The sequence below is a fragment of the Novosphingobium album (ex Hu et al. 2023) genome (assembly GCF_022832385.1).
Classification (GTDB): Bacteria; Pseudomonadota; Alphaproteobacteria; order Sphingomonadales; family Sphingomonadaceae; genus Novosphingobium; species Novosphingobium album.
Genome location: NZ_JALHLE010000019.1, coordinates 122,314 through 139,828, shown reverse-complemented (window position 1 = coordinate 139,828; position 17,515 = coordinate 122,314). Strand labels below are relative to the sequence as shown.

Annotated in this window: 19 protein-coding genes; 10 read left to right on the top strand and 9 right to left on the bottom strand. The window is 63.5% G+C overall.

Annotation, left to right across the window (positions count from 1 at the left end):
* Window positions 1-12 precede the first annotated feature (12 nt).
* The 4 genes from MTR64_RS13240 (at window position 13) to MTR64_RS13225 (ending at window position 4,261) form a co-directional block, all read left to right on the top strand.
* Window positions 13-1,122, top strand: a complete 1,110-nt coding sequence (locus tag MTR64_RS13240) for an acyl-CoA dehydrogenase family protein (RefSeq protein ID WP_243994555.1) — start codon at window positions 13-15, stop codon at window positions 1,120-1,122.
* Window positions 1,119-2,324, top strand: coding sequence for an acyl-CoA dehydrogenase family protein (locus MTR64_RS13235; RefSeq protein ID WP_243994554.1), 1,206 nt, complete (start codon window positions 1,119-1,121; stop codon window positions 2,322-2,324). Before MTR64_RS13240 ends, MTR64_RS13235 begins: the two co-directional genes overlap by 4 nt.
* Before the next feature lie 40 nt (window positions 2,325-2,364).
* Window positions 2,365-3,345, top strand: coding sequence for an NAD(P)H-dependent flavin oxidoreductase (locus MTR64_RS13230; RefSeq protein ID WP_243994553.1), 981 nt, complete (start codon window positions 2,365-2,367; stop codon window positions 3,343-3,345).
* 133 nt (window positions 3,346-3,478) lie between these two features.
* A complete protein-coding gene (locus MTR64_RS13225; RefSeq protein WP_243994552.1) occupies window positions 3,479-4,261 on the top strand; it encodes an enoyl-CoA hydratase-related protein in 783 nt (260 codons plus the stop codon).
* 3 nt (window positions 4,262-4,264) lie between these two features.
* On the opposite strand, the gene MTR64_RS13220 is transcribed toward MTR64_RS13225, so the two are convergent.
* Complete coding sequence (locus tag MTR64_RS13220; protein WP_243994551.1) at window positions 4,265-5,146, bottom strand: LysR family transcriptional regulator; 882 nt, start codon at window positions 5,144-5,146, stop codon at window positions 4,265-4,267.
* Between the two features lie 90 nt (window positions 5,147-5,236).
* On the opposite strand from MTR64_RS13220, the gene MTR64_RS13215 reads away from it, so the two are divergent.
* Window positions 5,237-6,052, top strand: coding sequence for a sterol desaturase family protein (locus tag MTR64_RS13215; RefSeq protein WP_243994550.1), 816 nt, complete (start codon window positions 5,237-5,239; stop codon window positions 6,050-6,052).
* Between the two features lie 25 nt (window positions 6,053-6,077).
* Here MTR64_RS13215 and MTR64_RS13210 read toward each other — a convergent pair whose 3' ends face one another.
* Both MTR64_RS13210 and MTR64_RS13205 read right to left on the bottom strand, forming a co-directional pair.
* Window positions 6,078-6,272: a hypothetical protein gene (locus tag MTR64_RS13210; protein ID WP_243994549.1), complete on the bottom strand. Its 195-nt coding sequence runs from the start codon at window positions 6,270-6,272 to the stop codon at window positions 6,078-6,080.
* A 75-nt stretch (window positions 6,273-6,347) separates the two neighbouring features.
* Window positions 6,348-6,554, bottom strand: coding sequence for a cold-shock protein (locus tag MTR64_RS13205; protein WP_243994548.1), 207 nt, complete (start codon window positions 6,552-6,554; stop codon window positions 6,348-6,350).
* Between the two features lie 563 nt (window positions 6,555-7,117).
* Between MTR64_RS13205 and MTR64_RS13200 the strand changes: the two genes are divergently transcribed.
* Window positions 7,118-7,792 carry a spermidine synthase gene (locus MTR64_RS13200; RefSeq protein ID WP_243994547.1) on the top strand — a complete coding sequence of 225 codons (675 nt, stop codon included), beginning with the start codon at window positions 7,118-7,120 and terminating at the stop codon, window positions 7,790-7,792.
* A 23-nt stretch (window positions 7,793-7,815) separates the two neighbouring features.
* Here the strand turns inward: MTR64_RS13200 and MTR64_RS13195 are convergent, their stop codons facing one another.
* On the bottom strand, window positions 7,816-9,057 hold the full coding sequence (locus tag MTR64_RS13195; protein ID WP_243994546.1) for a CaiB/BaiF CoA transferase family protein: 1,242 nt from the start codon (window positions 9,055-9,057) through the stop codon (window positions 7,816-7,818).
* 210 nt (window positions 9,058-9,267) lie between these two features.
* Here MTR64_RS13195 and MTR64_RS13190 point away from each other — a divergent pair, with 210 nt between their 5' ends.
* From MTR64_RS13190 to MTR64_RS13180, 3 genes are all read left to right on the top strand, one after another.
* Window positions 9,268-10,050: an SDR family NAD(P)-dependent oxidoreductase gene (locus tag MTR64_RS13190; protein ID WP_243994545.1), complete on the top strand. Its 783-nt coding sequence runs from the start codon at window positions 9,268-9,270 to the stop codon at window positions 10,048-10,050.
* 92 nt (window positions 10,051-10,142) lie between these two features.
* Window positions 10,143-10,628: a VOC family protein gene (locus MTR64_RS13185; protein WP_243994544.1), complete on the top strand. Its 486-nt coding sequence runs from the start codon at window positions 10,143-10,145 to the stop codon at window positions 10,626-10,628.
* A gap of 148 nt (window positions 10,629-10,776) precedes the next feature.
* Window positions 10,777-12,039, top strand: coding sequence for an MFS transporter (locus MTR64_RS13180; protein WP_243994583.1), 1,263 nt, complete (start codon window positions 10,777-10,779; stop codon window positions 12,037-12,039).
* Here the strand turns inward: MTR64_RS13180 and MTR64_RS13175 are convergent.
* Window positions 11,966-13,018, bottom strand: a complete 1,053-nt coding sequence (locus MTR64_RS13175; RefSeq protein ID WP_243994543.1) for a LacI family DNA-binding transcriptional regulator — start codon at window positions 13,016-13,018, stop codon at window positions 11,966-11,968. The genes MTR64_RS13180 and MTR64_RS13175 overlap by 74 nt on opposite strands.
* A 304-nt stretch (window positions 13,019-13,322) precedes the next feature.
* Between MTR64_RS13175 and MTR64_RS13170 the strand changes: the two genes are divergently transcribed.
* Window positions 13,323-14,510, top strand: coding sequence for an acyltransferase family protein (locus tag MTR64_RS13170; RefSeq protein ID WP_243994542.1), 1,188 nt, complete (start codon window positions 13,323-13,325; stop codon window positions 14,508-14,510).
* 84 nt (window positions 14,511-14,594) lie between these two features.
* On the opposite strand, the gene MTR64_RS13165 is transcribed toward MTR64_RS13170, so the two are convergent.
* The 4 genes from MTR64_RS13165 to MTR64_RS13150 all read right to left on the bottom strand — a co-directional run bounded on the left by MTR64_RS13165 (window position 14,595) and on the right by MTR64_RS13150 (window position 17,510).
* Window positions 14,595-15,758 (bottom strand): thiolase family protein, encoded by a 1,164-nt coding sequence (locus MTR64_RS13165; protein ID WP_243994541.1) that lies wholly within the window; start codon window positions 15,756-15,758, stop codon window positions 14,595-14,597.
* Window position 15,759: 1 nt separating this feature from the next.
* Entirely contained in the window at window positions 15,760-16,164 is a 405-nt protein-coding gene (locus MTR64_RS13160; RefSeq protein ID WP_243994540.1) for a Zn-ribbon domain-containing OB-fold protein, read from the bottom strand.
* Window positions 16,165-16,278: 114 nt separating this feature from the next.
* Window positions 16,279-16,473: a hypothetical protein gene (locus MTR64_RS13155; RefSeq protein ID WP_243994539.1), complete on the bottom strand. Its 195-nt coding sequence runs from the start codon at window positions 16,471-16,473 to the stop codon at window positions 16,279-16,281.
* 116 nt (window positions 16,474-16,589) lie between these two features.
* Window positions 16,590-17,510 (bottom strand): TIGR03619 family F420-dependent LLM class oxidoreductase, encoded by a 921-nt coding sequence (locus MTR64_RS13150; RefSeq protein ID WP_243994538.1) that lies wholly within the window; start codon window positions 17,508-17,510, stop codon window positions 16,590-16,592.
* Window positions 17,511-17,515 lie beyond the last annotated feature (5 nt).

Sequence of the window (17,515 nt, the reverse complement as noted above, 5' to 3'; positions counted from 1 at the left end):
GGGAGGAGCAGGATGTCCATTCTCCATGATGAGACCCAGCAGGAGATCGCGGCGGAAACCGCCCGTGTCCTTGGTGCGCGCAGGGACAAGGCGCGGCTGCTGGAAGTGCTGGACCGTTGCGGTGAGTGGGACGAGGGCTTTTGGCGCACGGCGGTGGAGCAGGGCTGGACCGGGCTCGCGGTTCCGGAGGATTTCGACGGGCTGGGGCTCGGTCTCACTGAACTGGGACTGGTGGCGCAGGAGGCCGGGCGCGTCATTTCCGGCGCGCCGTTCCTGACCTATGGCCATGGCGCCGTCTGCGCCTTGCTGGCCTGTGGGGACGAGGCCTTGCAGGACGCATGGCTGCCGCGGCTGGCGCAGGGTGAGGTGCGGGCAGCGATTGCGTTCGCAGAAGGCACCGATCCGATCCCGCTGTGCCCGCAGGTGGAATACCGGGATGGTGGCCTCCATGGCGAAAAGGCAGGTGTAGCAGGAGCTCTGGCGGCGGATATCGCCGTGGTTTCTGCATCGCGGGACGGCACACCGGTGCTGGTGTTGGCCGATCTGAACGCGGCTGTGTCCGGACAACTGGAGCGAACGGCGATCCACAGCATCGACAATGGGCGCCTGTTCGCCAATCTGGGATTCCATGGCCTGCCTGCCACGGTGCTGGCGGAAGGTGACGCAGCACGGGACCTTGCGCTCGAGATGCAGGCGCAGATGGCGGTGCTTGCCGCACATGAGCAGACGGGCGGGGCCGAGGCGCTGATGCTCGCCGCGCGGGACTATGCGGTGGAGCGCAAGGCCTTCGGCCAGCCCATTGGCGCGTTCCAGTCGGTCAAGCACCGCATCGCCGAGCTTTACGGCCTCGTCGAGATCGCGAGGGCCAACTGCATCCACGCCGCCTCTCTGCAAGGGCAGGCTGGATTCCTTGAAGCCGCGGCCTGCGCCCGCCTCAGTGCGACCGAGGCCTACGACACCGCCGCGCGCGATGCGGTGCAGATCCATGGCGGGACCGGGGTGACCTGGGAAGGTGCGTTGCATCTCCACACGCGCCGTGCCCGGAGCCTCGCGATCGAACTGGGCAACGGGCTGTTCTGGGAGGATGTGCTGGTGACCGGGCTGACGGGAGTGGCGGCATGATTGCGCTCGATGAATGGCAGGAACGGGCCAGGGCCTGGCTCGCGCAGGCAGTCCCCGAATTCGGCCTCGCGGCCCGTGCCGGGCTGACACAGGACGAGGACCTCGAAGTGGGCCGCCGCTACATGGCCGCCAAGTACGATGTTGGCTTTTCCGGTATCACCTTGCCGCCCGAATTCGGCGGGCAGGGGCTCTCGCGGCTGCACAAGGTGCTGTTCGACACGCTGGAGATGCAGGTGGCGATGCCGGTCGGCTATTTCGGCGTTTCGACCGCGATGCCGTTGCCGATCCTGATCCGCTATTGCGAGGACAAGGCCTGGGTGCGCGAGCGCGTGATCGCCGCGCTGCGCGGTGAGGAAATCTGGTGCCAGCTCTTTTCCGAGCCGGCCGCGGGGTCTGACCTTGCCGGGTTGCGCACAAGGGCGGAAGGCGGCGAGCAGGGCTGGACCGTCAATGGTCAGAAACTGTGGACCACGTTCGCGCAGTATTCGGACTACGGCATTCTCGTCGCCCGGTCCGATCCCAGCGTACCCAAGCACAAGGGGCTGACGTTCTTCTGGATCGACATGAAGGCGCCGGGGGTGACTGTTCGTCCGTTCCGCCTCGCCAATGGCGATATTCAGTGCAACGAGGTGTTCTTCGACGACGTTGCGATGGCTGACAGCCAGCGGCTGGGCCCGGTCGGCGAGGGCTTTTCGGTGGCGATCGCGACGCTGATGATCGAACGCTATGCGGCCTCGGACGCCGACGGGTTCGGCCCGCCTATCGAGGCTTTCATAGAAACGCTCCGGCCGCTGACTATCAATGGCCGCCCGGCGCTGGAGGACGGGCGCGTGCGTGGGGTCATCGCGCGCAACCACGCGCTGCGGCAGGGCCTCGATTCCATTCGCCGCCGCGCTCTGCTGGCGATGGAGGCGGGCATGGAGCCGGGGCCGGAAGGCTCGCTGAACAAGCTGTTTTCGGTGCGCAGCCGCCAGAAGCTGTCGGAACTCGCACTTGACCTGCAAGGCGCAGGCGGCCTGTCCTATGCAGAAGGTGCCTATACGAAGGCGGATTGGGCCACTAGCTGGATGGGTGCGCCGACGATGCGGCTGGCTGGGGGGGCGGATGAAATGCTGCTCAATACCATCGCTGAGAAGATATTGGGCTTGCCGCAGGACTATCGCCCGGACAAGGGCGTGCCTTTCAATGCAATTCCGGTCTAGGGCGCAAGAACAGGGAACCTGAGAGGGAGCTAGAGCGAAGATGGCATTCAAGACCCGCGTAACCGAGATGCTCGAGATCGAGCACCCGATCGTGCAGGGCGGTATGCAGGGCGTGGGCCTTGCCGAACTGGCCAGCGCGGTTTCGAATGCGGGCGGCCTTGGCACGCTCACCGCACTGACCCAGCCGAGCCCCGAAGCGCTGCGCGATGAAATCGAGAAGTGCCGCTCGATGACCAGCAAGCCCTTTGCAGTGAACATCACGGTGCTGCCCACGATCCTGCCGCCCGACTACAAGGGCTATGCGCAGGCCGCGATCGACGGCGGGGTGAAGATTATCGAGACCGCCGGCACCCAGGAAGTGCGCGAGATCTGGGAGATGGTGAAGCCCCACGGCATCAAGGTGCTGCACAAGTGCACCGCCGTTCGTCACGCGCTTTCGGCCGAGCGCCACGGGTGCGACATCATCTCGATTGACGGTTTCGAATGCGCTGGCCACCCCGGCGAGGACGACATTCCCGGCCTGATCCTGATCCCGTCGGCTGCCGACAAGGTGAAGATCCCGATGCTCGCCTCGGGCGGTATCGGTGATGCGCGCGGGTTCGTGGCGGCGCTGGCGCTGGGCGCAGAGGGCATCAATATGGGCACGCGCTTCTGCGCGACGAAGGAAGCGCCGATCCACGACAACATCAAGCAGCTCTACGTCAACAACGATGAACGCGGCACCAACCTGATCTTCCGCAAGTTCAAGAACACCGCGCGCGTGGGCAAGAACTCGGTCTCGGACAAGGTGGTCGAGATCTCGGCCCGCCCAGACGCCGTGTTCGAGGACATCAAGCCTTACGTCGCGGGCGCCGTCGGCCGCGAGATGCTCAAGAGCGGCGATGTCGATCAGGGCATCTTCTGGGCCGGCATGGTTCAGGGCCTGATCCACGATATCCCCACCTGCCAGGAACTCATCGAAAGGATGGTTGGCGAGGCCGAGGAAATCGTGAAGGGACGCCTGGGCAAGATGCTGAGCTGAGGCAGCCAAGTATCCTTTCTCCGTTCGTGTCGAGCGAAATCGAGACACCTGGGCGCAAGTGGTTCTCGACTGGGCTCGAACCGAACGGATATCGTTTGGAATTCGGTGCGACTGCCCGAACGGAGAGAATTGAATGGCTTACGAGCATATCCTCTATAGCGTCGAGGACGGCGTCGCCCGCATTTCGCTGAACGATCCCAAGACCATGAACGGCGTGACCGAAGCGATGGGCCTTGAGATGGCCGATGCCTTCGACCGTGCCTCCAAGGAATCGCGCGCCGTCGTGATGACGGGCGAGGGCAAGGGCTTCTGCTCGGGTGCCAACCTTGCCGCCGCGCAGGACATGCTGGCCGATCCCATGCGCGATGTCGGCGGTCAGCTCGACCGCGCGTTCAATCCGGTGATCATGGCGATCAAGTGCATGGAGCAGCCGGTGATCACCGCGATCCGCGGCCCGGCAGCCGGTTTCGGCGCGGGCCTCGCGGCGGCGGGTGACGTCGTGATCATGGCGGATAACGCTTTCTTCTTCTGCGCCTTCTGCCACGTTGGCTTGGTGCCCGATGGTGGTGCGACGTACCTGCTCGCGCAGGCCGTCGGCCGTGTGCGCGCGATGCAGATGATGCTGCTGGGCGAAAAGATCGATGCAAAGACTGCGCTCGACTGGGGCCTTGCCACGCGCGTGGTGCCCGAAGCCGACCTTGATGCCGAAGCGATGAAGCTGGCGAAGTCGCTCGCCGCAGGGCCACGCTCGCTTGGCATGATCAAGCGCATGGCCTGGGACGCGCTCGATTCCAGCCTCGAGACCGCGCTCAACGCCGAACGTCGCGGCCAGCGCGATGCCGGTCGCACCGAGGACTTCCTCGAAGGCGTCGGCGCCTTCATCGAGAAGCGCAAGCCGGTGTTCAAGGGCCAGTAAGCATCAGGCTACGGTCATGTCCGCCACCAACGTGCGGATATGGCTGGCCAGATGCAGCGCGGCTGGTGAGCGGGTTCGCTCGCGCAGATAGACAAGGCTGATCTCCGCCTTGGCGACGGGCAGGCCGGGCACGTCCAGTGCCACGAGGCGGCCCGATGCCAGGTCGTCCGCGATCAGGGCCCGCGCCACCAGCCAGCTGCAGTCCGTATCGCGCACGATGTCCTGCGCGATACCGAAGTTCTCGCAGACGATGCCGCCCATGGCACCCGCCTTCGCCTGTGTTCCGTAGTCGTAGGTCTGCGCGGACGGATAGGCATCGAGGCCGCTCATGGAAACGGTGCCGCGTTCCGCCAGAGGGTGTCCTGCGCGAACCGCTGTCACCATTTCGATCTGCCCGAGGGGCTCTTCGGCGACGCCCGGCACCATGCTCAGCTGCCATGCGTTGGCCACGATCAGATCGAGCGTGCCCTCCAGCAGGGCCTCCAGCATCGTGTCCGGCCTGCCGGTCCGCGTGACGAGCGTCAGCCGGGGGCTTTCGCGCAGCAGTACCTTGCCCAGCGCGGGGAGCAGCAGGCTCGCCATCATCGGTCCCATGCCGATGCCGAGGCGTCCCGCCCGACCTTTGCCGAAACGGCGCATGTCGGCGTCGAACTCGCCGACGGCGGCCAGCAGTGTCCGCGCTTGTTCCACCGCAAGCCGTCCGGCCGGGGTCAGCGTCACCGCACCCTTGCCCCGGTCGAACAGGCGCACGGCATATTCTTCTTCGAAGGCCTGGATCGAGCGGCTGAGCGCGGGTTGCGATATGCCGCATTCCTCGGCGGCGATCGAGAAGCTCAGGCTTCGGGCGACGGCGATGACATGGCGGAGGCGAGTCAGAGTAATCATGCAATCAAGGTATACGATTTTCAAATCAAATGCATTGGACATCATTCGTCCGACGGCGCTAGCTGAACCCACCAACTGGGAGTCGAAATGATGGATATCCGGGTTTACATGATGTGGGTAACGGCGGGGGCGGTTCTCGTGTTGCTGGCCGAGGTCGTAACCGGCCGTCACAAGGGCGTGTACAAGGCCCGGGGTGAGTTCCCGCTGCTCGGGCTGAACATGGCCATAGGCCGTTTTCTGATCGGGCCGCTCATGGCTGTCTTCGTGGCGGCGGTCTGGGGCTTCTTCCTGCCTCGTTTCGCAGGCTCACTCAGCGCGATGCCCTTGTGGCTGGCGCTTCCAGCGGTTCTGCTGTTTGCCGAATTCTGCTTCTACTGGGTCCACCGCTGGGCGCATGAGGGCGTGAAGAAACGCTCGCTGCTGTGGATGATCCACCGCACCCACCATTCGGCGACCTACATGAACGTCAGCGTGTGGATGCGACTCAATGTCTTCTGGTACATCATCATTCCCAATGCCTGGACGATGGGGCTGGCGATCTATCTGGGCCTGCCGGAGGCCGCGGGCATTGCCATTGTCCTGATCGCCGTGTGGAACATCGTCACGCACAGCAACTTTCGATGGGACGACACGGTGCGCCGTCACAAGGTGTTCGGCCCGGCGTTCCGCGCGCTGGAACACGTGATCGTCTCGCCGGGGATCCACCACACCCACCACGGCTTCGGCAAGGACGGCGCGTCCTACCGCAATTTCGGGGTCATGCTGTCGGTGTGGGACTGGGTGTTCGGCACCCTGCACATCCCGGAGGGGCGCCCCTGGCGCTATGGTCTGCCCGGCCACAATGCGCACTGGCTCGAGGAACTGGCCTATCCGCTGGTGCGGATCGGGAGGCCTCGCGCAGACTAGCGCAAACGGAGCAGTACGATCGCCGTCACTGCTCCTGCGCTGCCTTCTCGTCTTCGCGCTGCCGGCGGTTCTTTTCCACCTGCTCCAACTGATCCGCCATCGAACGCCATGCGGCCTCTGAGCGCAGTTCGCGATCGCGTACATTGTCGAGAACCGCATTGGAGCCTGCTTCAGCAGCTTCGCGCGCACGGGCTTCGCAGAAATCCAGACTGAATGCCATGGATGACCCTCCCTTTCATTCAGGGGGTGGGGGAGGCCGAAGCGCGCTTATCGAACGCTTCGGCCTGCCATGGCGTCAGGCGGACTGCAGGTTCACTGCCGAAGCCTTGCCGTTGCGGCCAACTTCGATCTCATAGGAAACGCGCTGGTCCTTTTCGAGCGTGAACATGCCGGCGTTCTGAACGGCAGAGATGTGGACAAAGCTGTCCGCGCCGCCGTCTTCGGGGGCGATGAAGCCGTAACCCTTGTCGGTGTTGAAGAATTTTACGGTGCCGATGGGCATGGGTGTTTCCTTTCCAGAAACGAATTGGGCGGCCGCGAGATTGCGAACACCGGTCGTGCGTCAAATCGTCAATTGAAAGGAAATCGCCGCAAGCGGGAAAGGCAGCGCTACTGCGCTGCCAGAGCCAAGATTGTCGAGACCAGTCGTGTATCCGACTTCTGCAGAAAACTTCATAGCACGGAACCCGTGCACGCGACAGGGTAATCCACGCAGTGACCGCAAGGCGCAGATGAATGGGGAGCCATGCCTGTCCGATGGGGCTATCCACAATCAATCAGCCGAGCCTGCGAACAGTGCTTGCGCACGGGCGGGAAGGCGCCCATGGCACATCCATCACGCCTGTCATGTCGCAGGCGTGCTCCGGCTGAGAGACGCGCTGTGCTCCCGCTTGCAGCCGGGGTCAGGCAATGCGGGCAGCATCCTTCAATTTCCTCAATTCGCATAGTCTTCCGATCCCCTGGGGGAACCGGATGCCTTTCTGAAATCGAGTGCTTGCGCCCTGGCGGCGTGGGCCTGCCGGCCGGGCGGAGTCCGGCATGAGGCATTGAGCGCCGGGAGTATTCATGATCGAGGAAGATGTGCTGGTGGGCGTGGCCCACGTGCCCGGCGGCGTCGAACTGCGGCTGGTGCGGCATGGCGATGGCTTCACCATCCTGCTCGAAGAGACGGAGCTGATGAGTACCGATGCCAGTGCTTCCGAGGAAGCGCTGGCGACGATGACTTGCGAGCGGCTCGGCGGGCGGGAAGCGATCCAGATGCTGGTCGGCGGCTATGGAATGGGCTTCACCCTGCGTGCTGCGCTCGCGGCCTTGCCGGACGATGCCAGCGTCTGCGTGGCCGAGATCGTGCCCGAGATCATCGAATGGGCGTTGGGGCCGATGCGCGGGGTTACGGCGGGATGCCTAGACGATCCGCGCGTCATGCTCGTCGATGAGGACGTAGCCACGCTGATCCGGGCGGCGCGGGATGGCTATGACGCCATCCTGCTCGATGTCGATAACGGCCCGGAAGGGCTGACGCGGCGGGAGAACGACGGGCTCTATTCGCAGCGCGGGCTGGGCGAGGCGATGCGGGCGCTGCGGCCTGGCGGAATCCTTGCGGTCTGGTCCGCCTGGCCTGATCCTGTCTTTACCGAAAGGCTGGAAGAGGCCGGGTTCACGGTCTCTACATCGGCCCTGACCTCTCTTCCCAACGGCCAGGGCTACGATCACGTGATCTGGTTCGCCCGCAAGCCCTGATCGGGCCGCGGTGCTGAGCGGCATCAGATGATTTTGAGGTCCTTGAGCTCGGCAATGCGCTCGGCGGTGTAGCCGATTTCGCCCAGTACTTCGTCGTTGTGCTCGCCGAGTATCGGCGGGGCCCGGCGGATGGTCGCAGGGCTTGCGCTCATCCGCGCGAGCGGGCTTTCGATCAGGTCGACGTGACCGGCCTTGGCCCAGGCATGCGGCGTGCGGGCGCGCAGGCCCCGGTGCTGGACCTGCTGGTCCTCCCAGACATCGGCCAGTTCGTTGTACTTCGCCGCGGGAATACCGGTCTCGTCGAGCATCTTCTGGACTTCGGCGCTGGTGTATTGCCGGCTCCAGGCGTTGATGATCTCGATAAGTTCGGCACGGCCCGACTTGGCGCGCTTGAAGTTGCTGTCGAAACGGGGGTCGGTGAAGAGTTCGGGCTGGCCCATCAGCACGGTGAGCAGGCGGTAGTGCTCGTCGGTGCCGGCGGTGAGGTAGATGATGCCGTCCGAACAGTAGATCAGGTCCGCCGGACCGCCGCCATTGCCGCCATTGCCGAGGCGCTGCGGCGGGATGCCGCTGATCAGGTAGTCCTGCATGATGTGGCTGACCATCGCCACCGAGGTGTCGAGCAGGGCTATGTCGATGTACTGCCCTTCGCCGGTCTGGTTGCGGTACATCAGCGCGCCGAGGATCGCGAGCGCTGTGTTGTGGCCAGTGATGAAGTCGACGAGGCTGGGGCCGGCCTTGAGCGGCCCGGCGCCGGGCAGGCCATCGGGAATGCCGGTGACGGCCATCATGCCGCCGGTCGCCTGGAACAGGCCGTCGTAGCCCGGCAGGGCCGCCAACGGGCCGTCCTGGCCATAGCCGGTGACCGAGCAGTAGATCAGGCGCGGGTTGATGGCCTTGAGGCTCTCGTAATCGAGGCCGTACTTGGCAAGATTGCCGACCTTGTAGTTCTCGATGAGAACGTCGGCCGTCTCCACCAGCTTGCGGATCACTTCCTGCCCTTCGGGCTTGGAGTGGTTCAGCGTGATTGAGCGCTTGTTGCGGTTGGATACAGTGAAGAAGCTGGATTGGCGCGTTTCGATCCCGTCCTTGCCCTCGACCCAGGCCGTGCCATAGCCGCGCCCGTCGTCGCCCACGCCGGGCCGTTCGATCTTGATCACGTCAGCGCCGAGGTCACCGAGGATCTGGGCCCCGACCGGGGCCGCGAAGACGCGGCTCATGTCGATCACGCGGATGCCCGAGAGGGCGCTCTTGTTCGGGGTCATGCAGGTTCCTCGCCGCTGAATGCTGTATGGTATCAGAATCGCTTCAGGCTCGTCCCTTAACATCTCTTCCGCACGGGTGAAGAGGTGATTATCCAACGATGTTGTGTATTAACTTCGCCTGTGCGAATTCGTGCCCGCGCGCTGCCCCTCACGAGGCGGGAGTGATATCGCGGAATGCGCAGAGACCTGAAGCGGAAGAGGAATACGGCAATGAAGGTGGCGATCATTACCGGTGCGGGCAGCGGCATCGGTCTGGAAACGGCAAAGCTCCTGCACAAGGAAGGCTTCGCGATCGTCGGCGTCGGCCGCAGTAAGGACAAGCTGGCGACGCTTGAAGCCGAGATCGGCAATCCGGATCATGTTCTGGCGATCAGTGCCGACGTGACCGATCCCGCCGCGCCGCAGATGATCGTCGACGAGACGCTCGCCCGCTTCGGCCGCATCGACGCGCTGGTCAACAACGCAGGCGTCGGCAGTCCCAAGCCGCTCGACGAGACCGACGATCCGACGCTGGACTACTTCCTCGACATCATGCTGGTTGCGCCGTTCCGCCTGTGCCGGGATGTGATCCCGCACCTCGGTGAAGGGGCCAGCGTGGTCAACGTGACCAGCACTTTTGCGCATATTGGCGGGCGCCGCGGCGGGGCCTATTCGGCCGCCAAGGGCGGTCTCAAGTCGATGACCGAGCACATGGCCTGCGAATACGGCCCGCGCGGAATCCGCTCGAACTGCGTAGCGCCCGGCGTGACGATGACCGACATGGTCGCGCACCGCTTCGAGGACGAAATCTTCAAGCGCAGCAATGTCGAGACTACGCCGTATCCGCGCCTTGCGCAGCCGGAAGACATCGCCTCGGTCATCGCTTTCCTCTGCCTGCCGGGCAGCGAAATGATCAACGGCCAGTCAATCGTGGTCGATGGCGGCTGGACTGCGACCAAGTACCTGAGCCCGCGCGTGACGCGCACGAAGTGGATTGAGCCCGACGAGGAATGAGGTACTTGCCGCTGCGGTCAAGCGGCGGCGATTGCCTGGTCATGTGCGATCCCGGATAGTTCGCAGCAAATAGCGTTCCGGGAGAACAAGCCATGATCAGAGGTATCCATCACATCGGCGTGAATTGCCGCGATATGGCGCGCATGAAGCGCTTCTATTGCGAGGCCTTTGGTTTCGAGCCGGTCGACGAGGATGGGTTCGGCTGGGCCGACATGGAAGTGATGGACTATATCGTCGATGTGCCCGGGTCCGCTGCAAAAGGCAGCATGCTGAGGGCGGGGACGTGCTACCTTGAACTGTTCCAATACAGCGAGCCCGCTTCCGATCTGGAGAAGCCGTTGCGGCCTTATGATCGGGGCTACACCCATTTCTGCATCGACGTGACCGACATCGAAAAGGACATCGCGCACCTCAAGGCCTGTGGCATGACCTTCAACGATCGCGAGTTCGTGGACGTGGGGCATGTGAAGACGCTCTATGGCTACGATCCGGAAGGCAATGTGATCGAAGTGCAGCAATGCACGCCCGCGAACGGCTTCACGCTGGAAGAACTGCGTGAGCGCGCTCCGGCGGATTGATGACGGGGCCGGCGAGGTCATCGGGCTGGCCGCAGGGTGTAAGCTTTGTCCCCGTGCGGGAGTTGGCCGGCATTTTCAAAACCGCTAGGAAGGAGCCGACGTGCCGGGAAAGGCGCGCGGCTATAGGGGAGAGAGCGGCTTGGCCGATGTGAAACTGACCGCTGCCCAGGAGTTCCGGCACCATTGGAAGATGGTGCTCGCTGCGGCCATCGGCTTTTCATTCACTTCGGTCATGACGGCTGCAACCGGCCTGTTTATCGCACCGATCAGCCAGGAGTTCGGCTGGAGTCGGGCATTGGCATCGTCTGGCGTATCGATAACGGCTGTGCTGGTATTCCTGTTCTCGCCCCTTTTCGGTGTATTCATTGACAAGTGGGGGGTGCGCCGCATGGCCATTCCCGGGCTGGTACTGATGGTGGCAGTTATCTGTTCGCTCAGTCTGCTCGATGGTTCGGTGTGGCAGTGGTTCGCGATCTGGACGTTCTACACGGTGGCCGCCCTGATGACGAAGTCCACGGTCTGGACCGCGTCGGCCAACAGCACCTTCGATACCGGTCGCGGGCTGGCGCTGGGGCTGGTGCTGTCCGGCAGCGCGCTGGCGCAGGCGTTCACGCCGCTTTTTGCCGAATACCTGATCCGCACGCAGGGCTGGCGCATGGCTTTCATTTGGCTTGCGGTGACTTGGGGCTCTGTGGCGGTGCTGCTGTGCGTGGTGTGGCTGCGCGACGGCTACGAGATCAGCCGCAAGCAACGCGCCGAGAATCCCTCGCAGGGAAAATCGGATGCCTTGCTGGACGTGCCGGGACTGACCGTACCGCAGGCGCTGCGCGATCCGGCGCTGTGGCGCATCGCGATTTCCACTTTCGTGATCATGACCGTGACGATCGGCCTTGTCGTCCATCAGGTGCCGATCCTGACCGAAGCGGGGTTCAGCCGCGAAACCGCCGCGGTCTATGCCTTGCCTGCCGGGCTGGCGGGCATTGCGGGCAAGTTGATTACCGGTTCTTTGCTTGACCGGTTTCCGGCGCGTTGGGTTGGCGGGCTCACCATCGGCGCCACGGCGTTCTCGTTCCTGCTGCTGCTCATGCCTGGAGCGCCGGCATGGGCGATGATCACGGCCCTGATGATCAACGGCTATGCAGGCGGCACCAAGCTGCAACTGGTGGGGTATCTCACTGCAGCCTATTCTGGCATGCGCAAGTTCGGAGCCATTTTCGGGCTTATGGCCAGCCTGATCGCAGGCGGCTCAGGGCTTGGGCCGGTGCTCGGAGGGGTCATCTACGACGTCTGGCACACCTATACCCCCGGCTTGTGGGGAGGTTTCGTGCTGACGCTGTTCAGCGCGCTGCTGTTGCTGGGCCTTGGCCCGTATCCGGACTGGAATCGGCGGGAGGAGGCACCGCGCCGGTAGTCGGTGCCGGCATCACGGAATCCCGGATGATCAGTTCTGCCTCGAAACCGTCGGTTGCTTCCGCCTCCGACGTACCTTTCGCAATGCGGCCGACGGCCTCATGTGCCATTGCGACCCAGGGTACGCTCATGGACGTCAGCGGCGGCAATGTGCGGACCGCGAGGGGGGTGTCGTCGAAACCGACGACCGAGAGGTCCGCAGGAATTGTCAGCCCGGCCTGCATCGCAGCATGGAGCACGCCGTTTGCCATTTCGTCGTTGCAGGCGACGATGGCCGTGGGCCGCGGGCTGACTTCCAGCAGCAGCCGGCCGGCGGAGATGCCGGATTCGAACGTGTTGTCACCGGCTACGATCAGCGAAGGGCCGCGATCCAGCCCGTGGTCGGCCATGGCGTCGAGATAGCCCAGCTCGCGCTGCTGCGCCGTCAGCGAGCTTTCCGGGCCCCCGACGAAGCCGATGCGGTTGTGTCCGAGCAGGACCAGCCAGGTAGTCAGGGTGGCCATGGCGCCGCGATCGTTGCAGGTTAGCCCGTGATCGCCGCGCACCCGCCCGAGGCGGACGCAGCGCACTTGTGCATCGGTACAGATTTCGGCCAGATCCTCGCGCTCAGACAGCGGTGGCAACAGGACGACGCCGGTCGGACGCAGCCGGTCGATGAAGGCGCGCAGGCGGACGGCGGCATCACGCGCAGCCATCGGCTGGAGAACAAGCGCCAGTTCGCTGCCTTCCAGCGCCTGGGTCATGCCTGCTTCGACCAGTTCGAACACGCCGCGATCAGAATTGTCGTGAATGAGTGCGACAAGGAAGTTGCGTTGCAACGCCAGTGCGCGCGCCTGGGCGTTGGGCACGAAGCCGGTATCGGCAATCACCGTTTCGATCTTTGCGCGGGTTTCTCCGCTCAGCAGGTCGGCGTGGTTGAAGTAGCGGCTGACCGTTTTCTTCGAGACGCCGGCCATTTCGGCGATCTCGGTAATGGTCATACGCGTAGAGGGGACCTTCATCGGCAATCCTTCAAGGTCCGCAAATCCAGGGACCATGGGTGAAACAGAATGGGTCCTAAGGAAATGGGACCAGCCCGCAAGTCAAGGTTTCACGCAGTCACCGCACGGCCAAAACCACAAGGTTTGCATGAAGGGGCGTGCAAAACGCTTTCCCGTCACGTCCTTTTGCCTGATTGCACCGTATCGGTGCTGAAACAACCGCGCGATTGCAGAGTGGAGGCAACCCGCCTAAGGCGACCTTCACTTTGGCCGCCAGAGCCGCCAGTTCGTACCTTGGAAAGAGATGAAGCCAGCGCCTTCGCAACGTCATTACGGCATGGATTGGCTGCGCATCGGCGCATTCGTGCTGCTGATCTTCTACCATGTCGGCTATAGTTTCACACCATGGGGCTATCAGACGCCGACACGCGGCGTCGTCCGCTGGGCTGAAATCCCGCTGCTGGGCCTGAGCCCCTGGCGGCTTTCGCTGCTCTTCGCGATTTCGGGCTATGCCAGCGCCGCACTGCTGGCCAAGGACAAGGGGAGCACCAGCGCGTTCTTCCGCAGCCGTCTGGCACGCCTCGGTATCCCGCTGATCTTTGGCCTTATCGTGGTCGTGCCGCCGCAGCCGTACATGGGGCTGGTCAATTCAGGCTATGACCACAGCTATTTCTATTACCTGATCCACGACGCGTTCAGCTTTCGCACGGTGAATCGCGAATACCTGCCGCGTACCATGCACTTGTGGTTCGTAATCTACCTGCTTGCCTACACCACGCTGCTGTGCGCGGTCCGCGCCGCATTGCCGCAAGGCTGGCGGGACCTGATCCGGAAGGCGGCGGAAAAGGTGCTGGCAGGGCCGCTGCTCCTGCCGCTGGGGATCGCTTTGATCTATGGCGTGCGCGAATACGTGCCGTTTGGCTGGACGGACATTCACAGCATTCTCGATGACCGGGCGGCGCACCTGCACTACTGCGGGATGTTCCTGTTCGGCTTTCTCCTGCGCCAGTCCGAAGCCTTGCGGCTGGCGATTGCAAAGCAGTGGAAGCTGGCCGCCGTCCTTGCCGTTGCGGGCTTTATCTGGACGGCGAGCGACACCGCGATTTTTCCCGGCAATGTGCCGACTCCGCCGGAATGGCGGGCGGCTCTATGCTTCTCCAAGTCGGTGCAGAGCTGGGCCACAGTGGTTGCCCTGTTCGGGATTGCCGACCGTTACTGGAACTATGACGCAAGCTGGCGCACGACGCTCGCCGAAGCGGTGTTCCCCGTCTACATCGCGCACCAGACGGTCATGGTGCTGGTCATGTACCAGATCCGCGACTGGGGCATGACTGCCTTGCCCGAATTCCTGGTGCTGATCGGTTCGGTGACGATCGGTTCCTGGCTGTTTTATCTGATCGGCCGGGAGATCGGGCCGGCGCGCCCGCTGATTGGCCTCAAGCGTCATAGTTCGCAGAAGCCCGCCGTGCCGAAGGAACCTGCTCTGGCGTGAAGCCAGGACGTGGTGTCCTTGGATGACGCAGGTATCGAACCGGCCCCGCGGGAGGAGAGCCCACGGGGCCGGAACCTGTTGAAATCAGTCCCTGGTCAGCAGCAGGGCTGCTGCCAGCGGCCCGCCGCCGGAAGTGGCGACTGCAACCTTGGGATCGCCCGGGATCTGGCGGTCGCCACCATTGCCGCGCAGCTGTGTGACGGCTTCGTGCGCAAAGCCGAAGCCGTGCAGACGGCCGGAACCGAGCTGGCCGCCGGAAGTGTTCAGCGGGAGTTCGCCATCGCGGGCAATGCGGGTGCCGCCTTCGATGAACTTGCCGCCTTCGCCCTTTTCGCAAAAGCCCAGGCCTTCCAGCCAGGTAATCGGGAGGAACGCGAAGCCGTCGTAGAACTGCGCTATGTCGACGTCGTTCACCGTGTAATCGGTGTGAGTCCACAGGTCGCGTCCGGCATCGTAAGCGGCAGGCCATTCGACCTGATCCCACGAATAGCGGTCCACCGATCCTGACATCGCGGCAATGCGGATCGGTTCGCACTTGATCTCGTCCAGCGCATCACCGGCCGACACGATGATCACCGTTGAAGCATCGGAAAAGCGATCGCAGTCATAGAGACACAGCGGGGTCGAGATAAGTCGCGCCGACATGTACTTTTCGAGCGTCAGCTCTTCCTTGGTGATTGCTCGGGCGCGCGGATTGAGCATTGCGTTCTTCGAGCCATTGATGGCGATCTGGCCCAGTTGCTCGCGGGTCATGCCATATCTGTGCATATGGCGCGCGGCGTACTGCGCGACCCAGCAGGCGGCTGAGGTGGCCCAGAACGGACTGGTCCACTGCGATGCGCCCGATGTGGTGTCAGATGGTGTCGGCATGTAATGCGCCGGATCGGCCATGCCGCCCGCCTCGTACACGGTGCGGAAGCACAGCACGTGGCGGCAAATGCCTTCCTTTACGGCCCACGCGGCCATGCCGATGGCGGATAGCTGTGCGGGCTGCTCAAAGGCCCCCATCTGCCATTTCGACTTGATGCCGAGTGCCTCGATCACATCGTCGGTCCCGATCGGCGAGAAAGCGAGATAACCGCTAGCCTTGCCCGGGAAAGAGAAGACACCGTCGATCTGGTCGAAAGTAAGGCCTGCTTCGGCCACGGCTTCCCTGGCTGCATCCAGCGTGAGCAGCAGCGGATGGCGCGGCAGGCGCACGCCGACTTCGGACTGGCCGACGCCGGTAATGTAGGCTTCCTTTGCCATCTCAGCTCACCTTCTCGAACAGGGGGTAGAAGATGCCGTCGTTCTCTTCGAAGGTGACGCGCACGGCATCGCCGAACTTCACATCTTCGACCGGCGAGTTGACGATGTTGGTGGTGAGATAGACGCCGGGCACGCCGTCGAGCGCGACGCGCGCGATCACGAAGGGCACGGGCAGATCCTTGGCCCAGGGCTGGTAGTTGACGGTCATCGTGTCAATCACACCGGTCCCGGCGACGGCCTCGGGGGCTACGTTTTCGGACTGGCAATGGCGGCACAGGACGCGCGGCGGATGGGTGTACTCACCGCAGTCGCTGCACTTGATGATGTTGAGCTTGCCGTCCGCTCCGCCCGTCCAGAACGGTGTGTTTTCCTGATCAAGCTTGGGCTTGGGCCGTGGGGGTGCCATCTGTGATCTCTCCCGTGTTCGGGGAGGACAGTTCGTCGGCAGCGCCTTATGCGTCAAGACTGTTGGAATATTGATCGTGTCGGCGGTTGCCGCGGTAACAGCACGCGCCTGCTGTCACCGGGATGACATGGCTTCCTGCCGCACGTGTTGCCCTGCAAAGTCCTGCTGCAAATTGTCCATGAGATCCAGCGCGGACTGGAGGTGCACAGCGGGAAGGCTCGCATGTGCTTCGTCGAGCAGCACGAGCGCCTGCAGCATGAGCGCCTCGGCTTTCAGCATGAGCGCCTGATTTCCGGGGGACATATCCATCTGCCATTCCATCCGCGAGAGTCGATGAATGCAGTATGAGCGTCCTGCCTTTCTGAAGAATTTCATGTTTGTGCGGGCAATGTTTCGCTTTGCCGGGCGAGGGGCAACGGTTGTTTTCAACGGACCGCGGGCATGATCTCCTCGGTCACCCATTGCGTATAGTCGTAATAGCCCTCGATCGAGGAGACGGCGGGAATCGGCACCGAACTCCAGGTGACGCCGAGATCCTTGAGATGCCCCAGCCGGTCTATGATCTCCTGACGTGACTGGTCGGCGCGGGCGCTGGGATCGTCGATCACCTTGTGACCTTCGCCGACGCGGCTGGTCGACATGCCATAGTACACGTCGGCCAGCTGGCCGTTGTAGTCCGGCTGGGACCGGATGAAGTCGAGCTTGCCGGGGATGTCGTCGGGCTTCGTCAGGAACGGCCACCAGCCTTGCGCATAGCGCGCCACGCGTTTGAGCACGGGCGCGGCATCGCCGCCGAACCAGACCGGAAGATGCGGTTTCTGCACCGGCTTCGGCTCGAAGGCAACGTCCTTGAACGAGACGTACTTGCCTTCGAATTCAGGCTCGTCCTGCGTCCATAGCGCGATGATGGCCTGGATGTATTCCTCGGCCATGGCGCCGCGCTCGCGGAACGGAACGCCGAGCAGAGCGAACTCTTCCTCCAGCCAGCCGACGGCGAAAGTGATGGTCACGCGGCCGGACGAGAGCCAGTCCATCGTCGACAGGGCCTTTGCGGTGACGATCGGGTGCTGCGCGGGCAGGATCGCGATGCATGAATTGACACGCACGCTCTCGGTCGCACCGGCGATGTAGGCCATCGCGGTATAAGCGTTGAAATAGAATGGTCCGGACAGCTCCACGTGGCTGCGCGGGATCACGTGATGCTCCGGAATGGCGATCATCTCGTAGCCGAGCTTTTCAGCCCACTTGGCCAGCTTGGTCTGGTCGGCCCCGGTGACCTGCATTTCCCAGGGCTGCATCATCGCCTTGAGTTGCAGCATGTGCGGCATCGCGAAACCGAGCTTCATGACTC

Excerpts from the sequence above, each read along its gene's own strand:
- MTR64_RS13240 (WP_243994555.1), top strand. The coding sequence starts at position 13 with ATGTCCATTCTCCATGATGAGACCCAGCAGGAGATCGCGGCGGAAACC.
- MTR64_RS13235 (WP_243994554.1), top strand. The coding sequence starts at position 1,119 with ATGATTGCGCTCGATGAATGGCAGGAACGGGCCAGGGCCTGGCTCGCG.
- MTR64_RS13230 (WP_243994553.1), top strand. The coding sequence starts at position 2,365 with ATGGCATTCAAGACCCGCGTAACCGAGATGCTCGAGATCGAGCACCCG.
- MTR64_RS13225 (WP_243994552.1), top strand. The coding sequence starts at position 3,479 with ATGGCTTACGAGCATATCCTCTATAGCGTCGAGGACGGCGTCGCCCGC.
- MTR64_RS13220 (WP_243994551.1), bottom strand. The coding sequence starts at position 5,146 with ATGATTACTCTGACTCGCCTCCGCCATGTCATCGCCGTCGCCCGAAGC.
- MTR64_RS13215 (WP_243994550.1), top strand. The coding sequence starts at position 5,237 with ATGGATATCCGGGTTTACATGATGTGGGTAACGGCGGGGGCGGTTCTC.
- MTR64_RS13210 (WP_243994549.1), bottom strand. The coding sequence starts at position 6,272 with ATGGCATTCAGTCTGGATTTCTGCGAAGCCCGTGCGCGCGAAGCTGCT.
- MTR64_RS13205 (WP_243994548.1), bottom strand. The coding sequence starts at position 6,554 with ATGCCCATCGGCACCGTAAAATTCTTCAACACCGACAAGGGTTACGGC.
- MTR64_RS13200 (WP_243994547.1), top strand. The coding sequence starts at position 7,118 with ATGATCGAGGAAGATGTGCTGGTGGGCGTGGCCCACGTGCCCGGCGGC.
- MTR64_RS13195 (WP_243994546.1), bottom strand. The coding sequence starts at position 9,057 with ATGACCCCGAACAAGAGCGCCCTCTCGGGCATCCGCGTGATCGACATG.
- MTR64_RS13190 (WP_243994545.1), top strand. The coding sequence starts at position 9,268 with ATGAAGGTGGCGATCATTACCGGTGCGGGCAGCGGCATCGGTCTGGAA.
- MTR64_RS13185 (WP_243994544.1), top strand. The coding sequence starts at position 10,143 with ATGATCAGAGGTATCCATCACATCGGCGTGAATTGCCGCGATATGGCG.
- MTR64_RS13175 (WP_243994543.1), bottom strand. The coding sequence starts at position 13,018 with ATGACCATTACCGAGATCGCCGAAATGGCCGGCGTCTCGAAGAAAACG.
- MTR64_RS13170 (WP_243994542.1), top strand. The coding sequence starts at position 13,323 with ATGAAGCCAGCGCCTTCGCAACGTCATTACGGCATGGATTGGCTGCGC.
- MTR64_RS13165 (WP_243994541.1), bottom strand. The coding sequence starts at position 15,758 with ATGGCAAAGGAAGCCTACATTACCGGCGTCGGCCAGTCCGAAGTCGGC.
- MTR64_RS13160 (WP_243994540.1), bottom strand. The coding sequence starts at position 16,164 with ATGGCACCCCCACGGCCCAAGCCCAAGCTTGATCAGGAAAACACACCG.
- MTR64_RS13155 (WP_243994539.1), bottom strand. The coding sequence starts at position 16,473 with ATGGATATGTCCCCCGGAAATCAGGCGCTCATGCTGAAAGCCGAGGCG.
- MTR64_RS13150 (WP_243994538.1), bottom strand. The coding sequence starts at position 17,510 with ATGAAGCTCGGTTTCGCGATGCCGCACATGCTGCAACTCAAGGCGATG.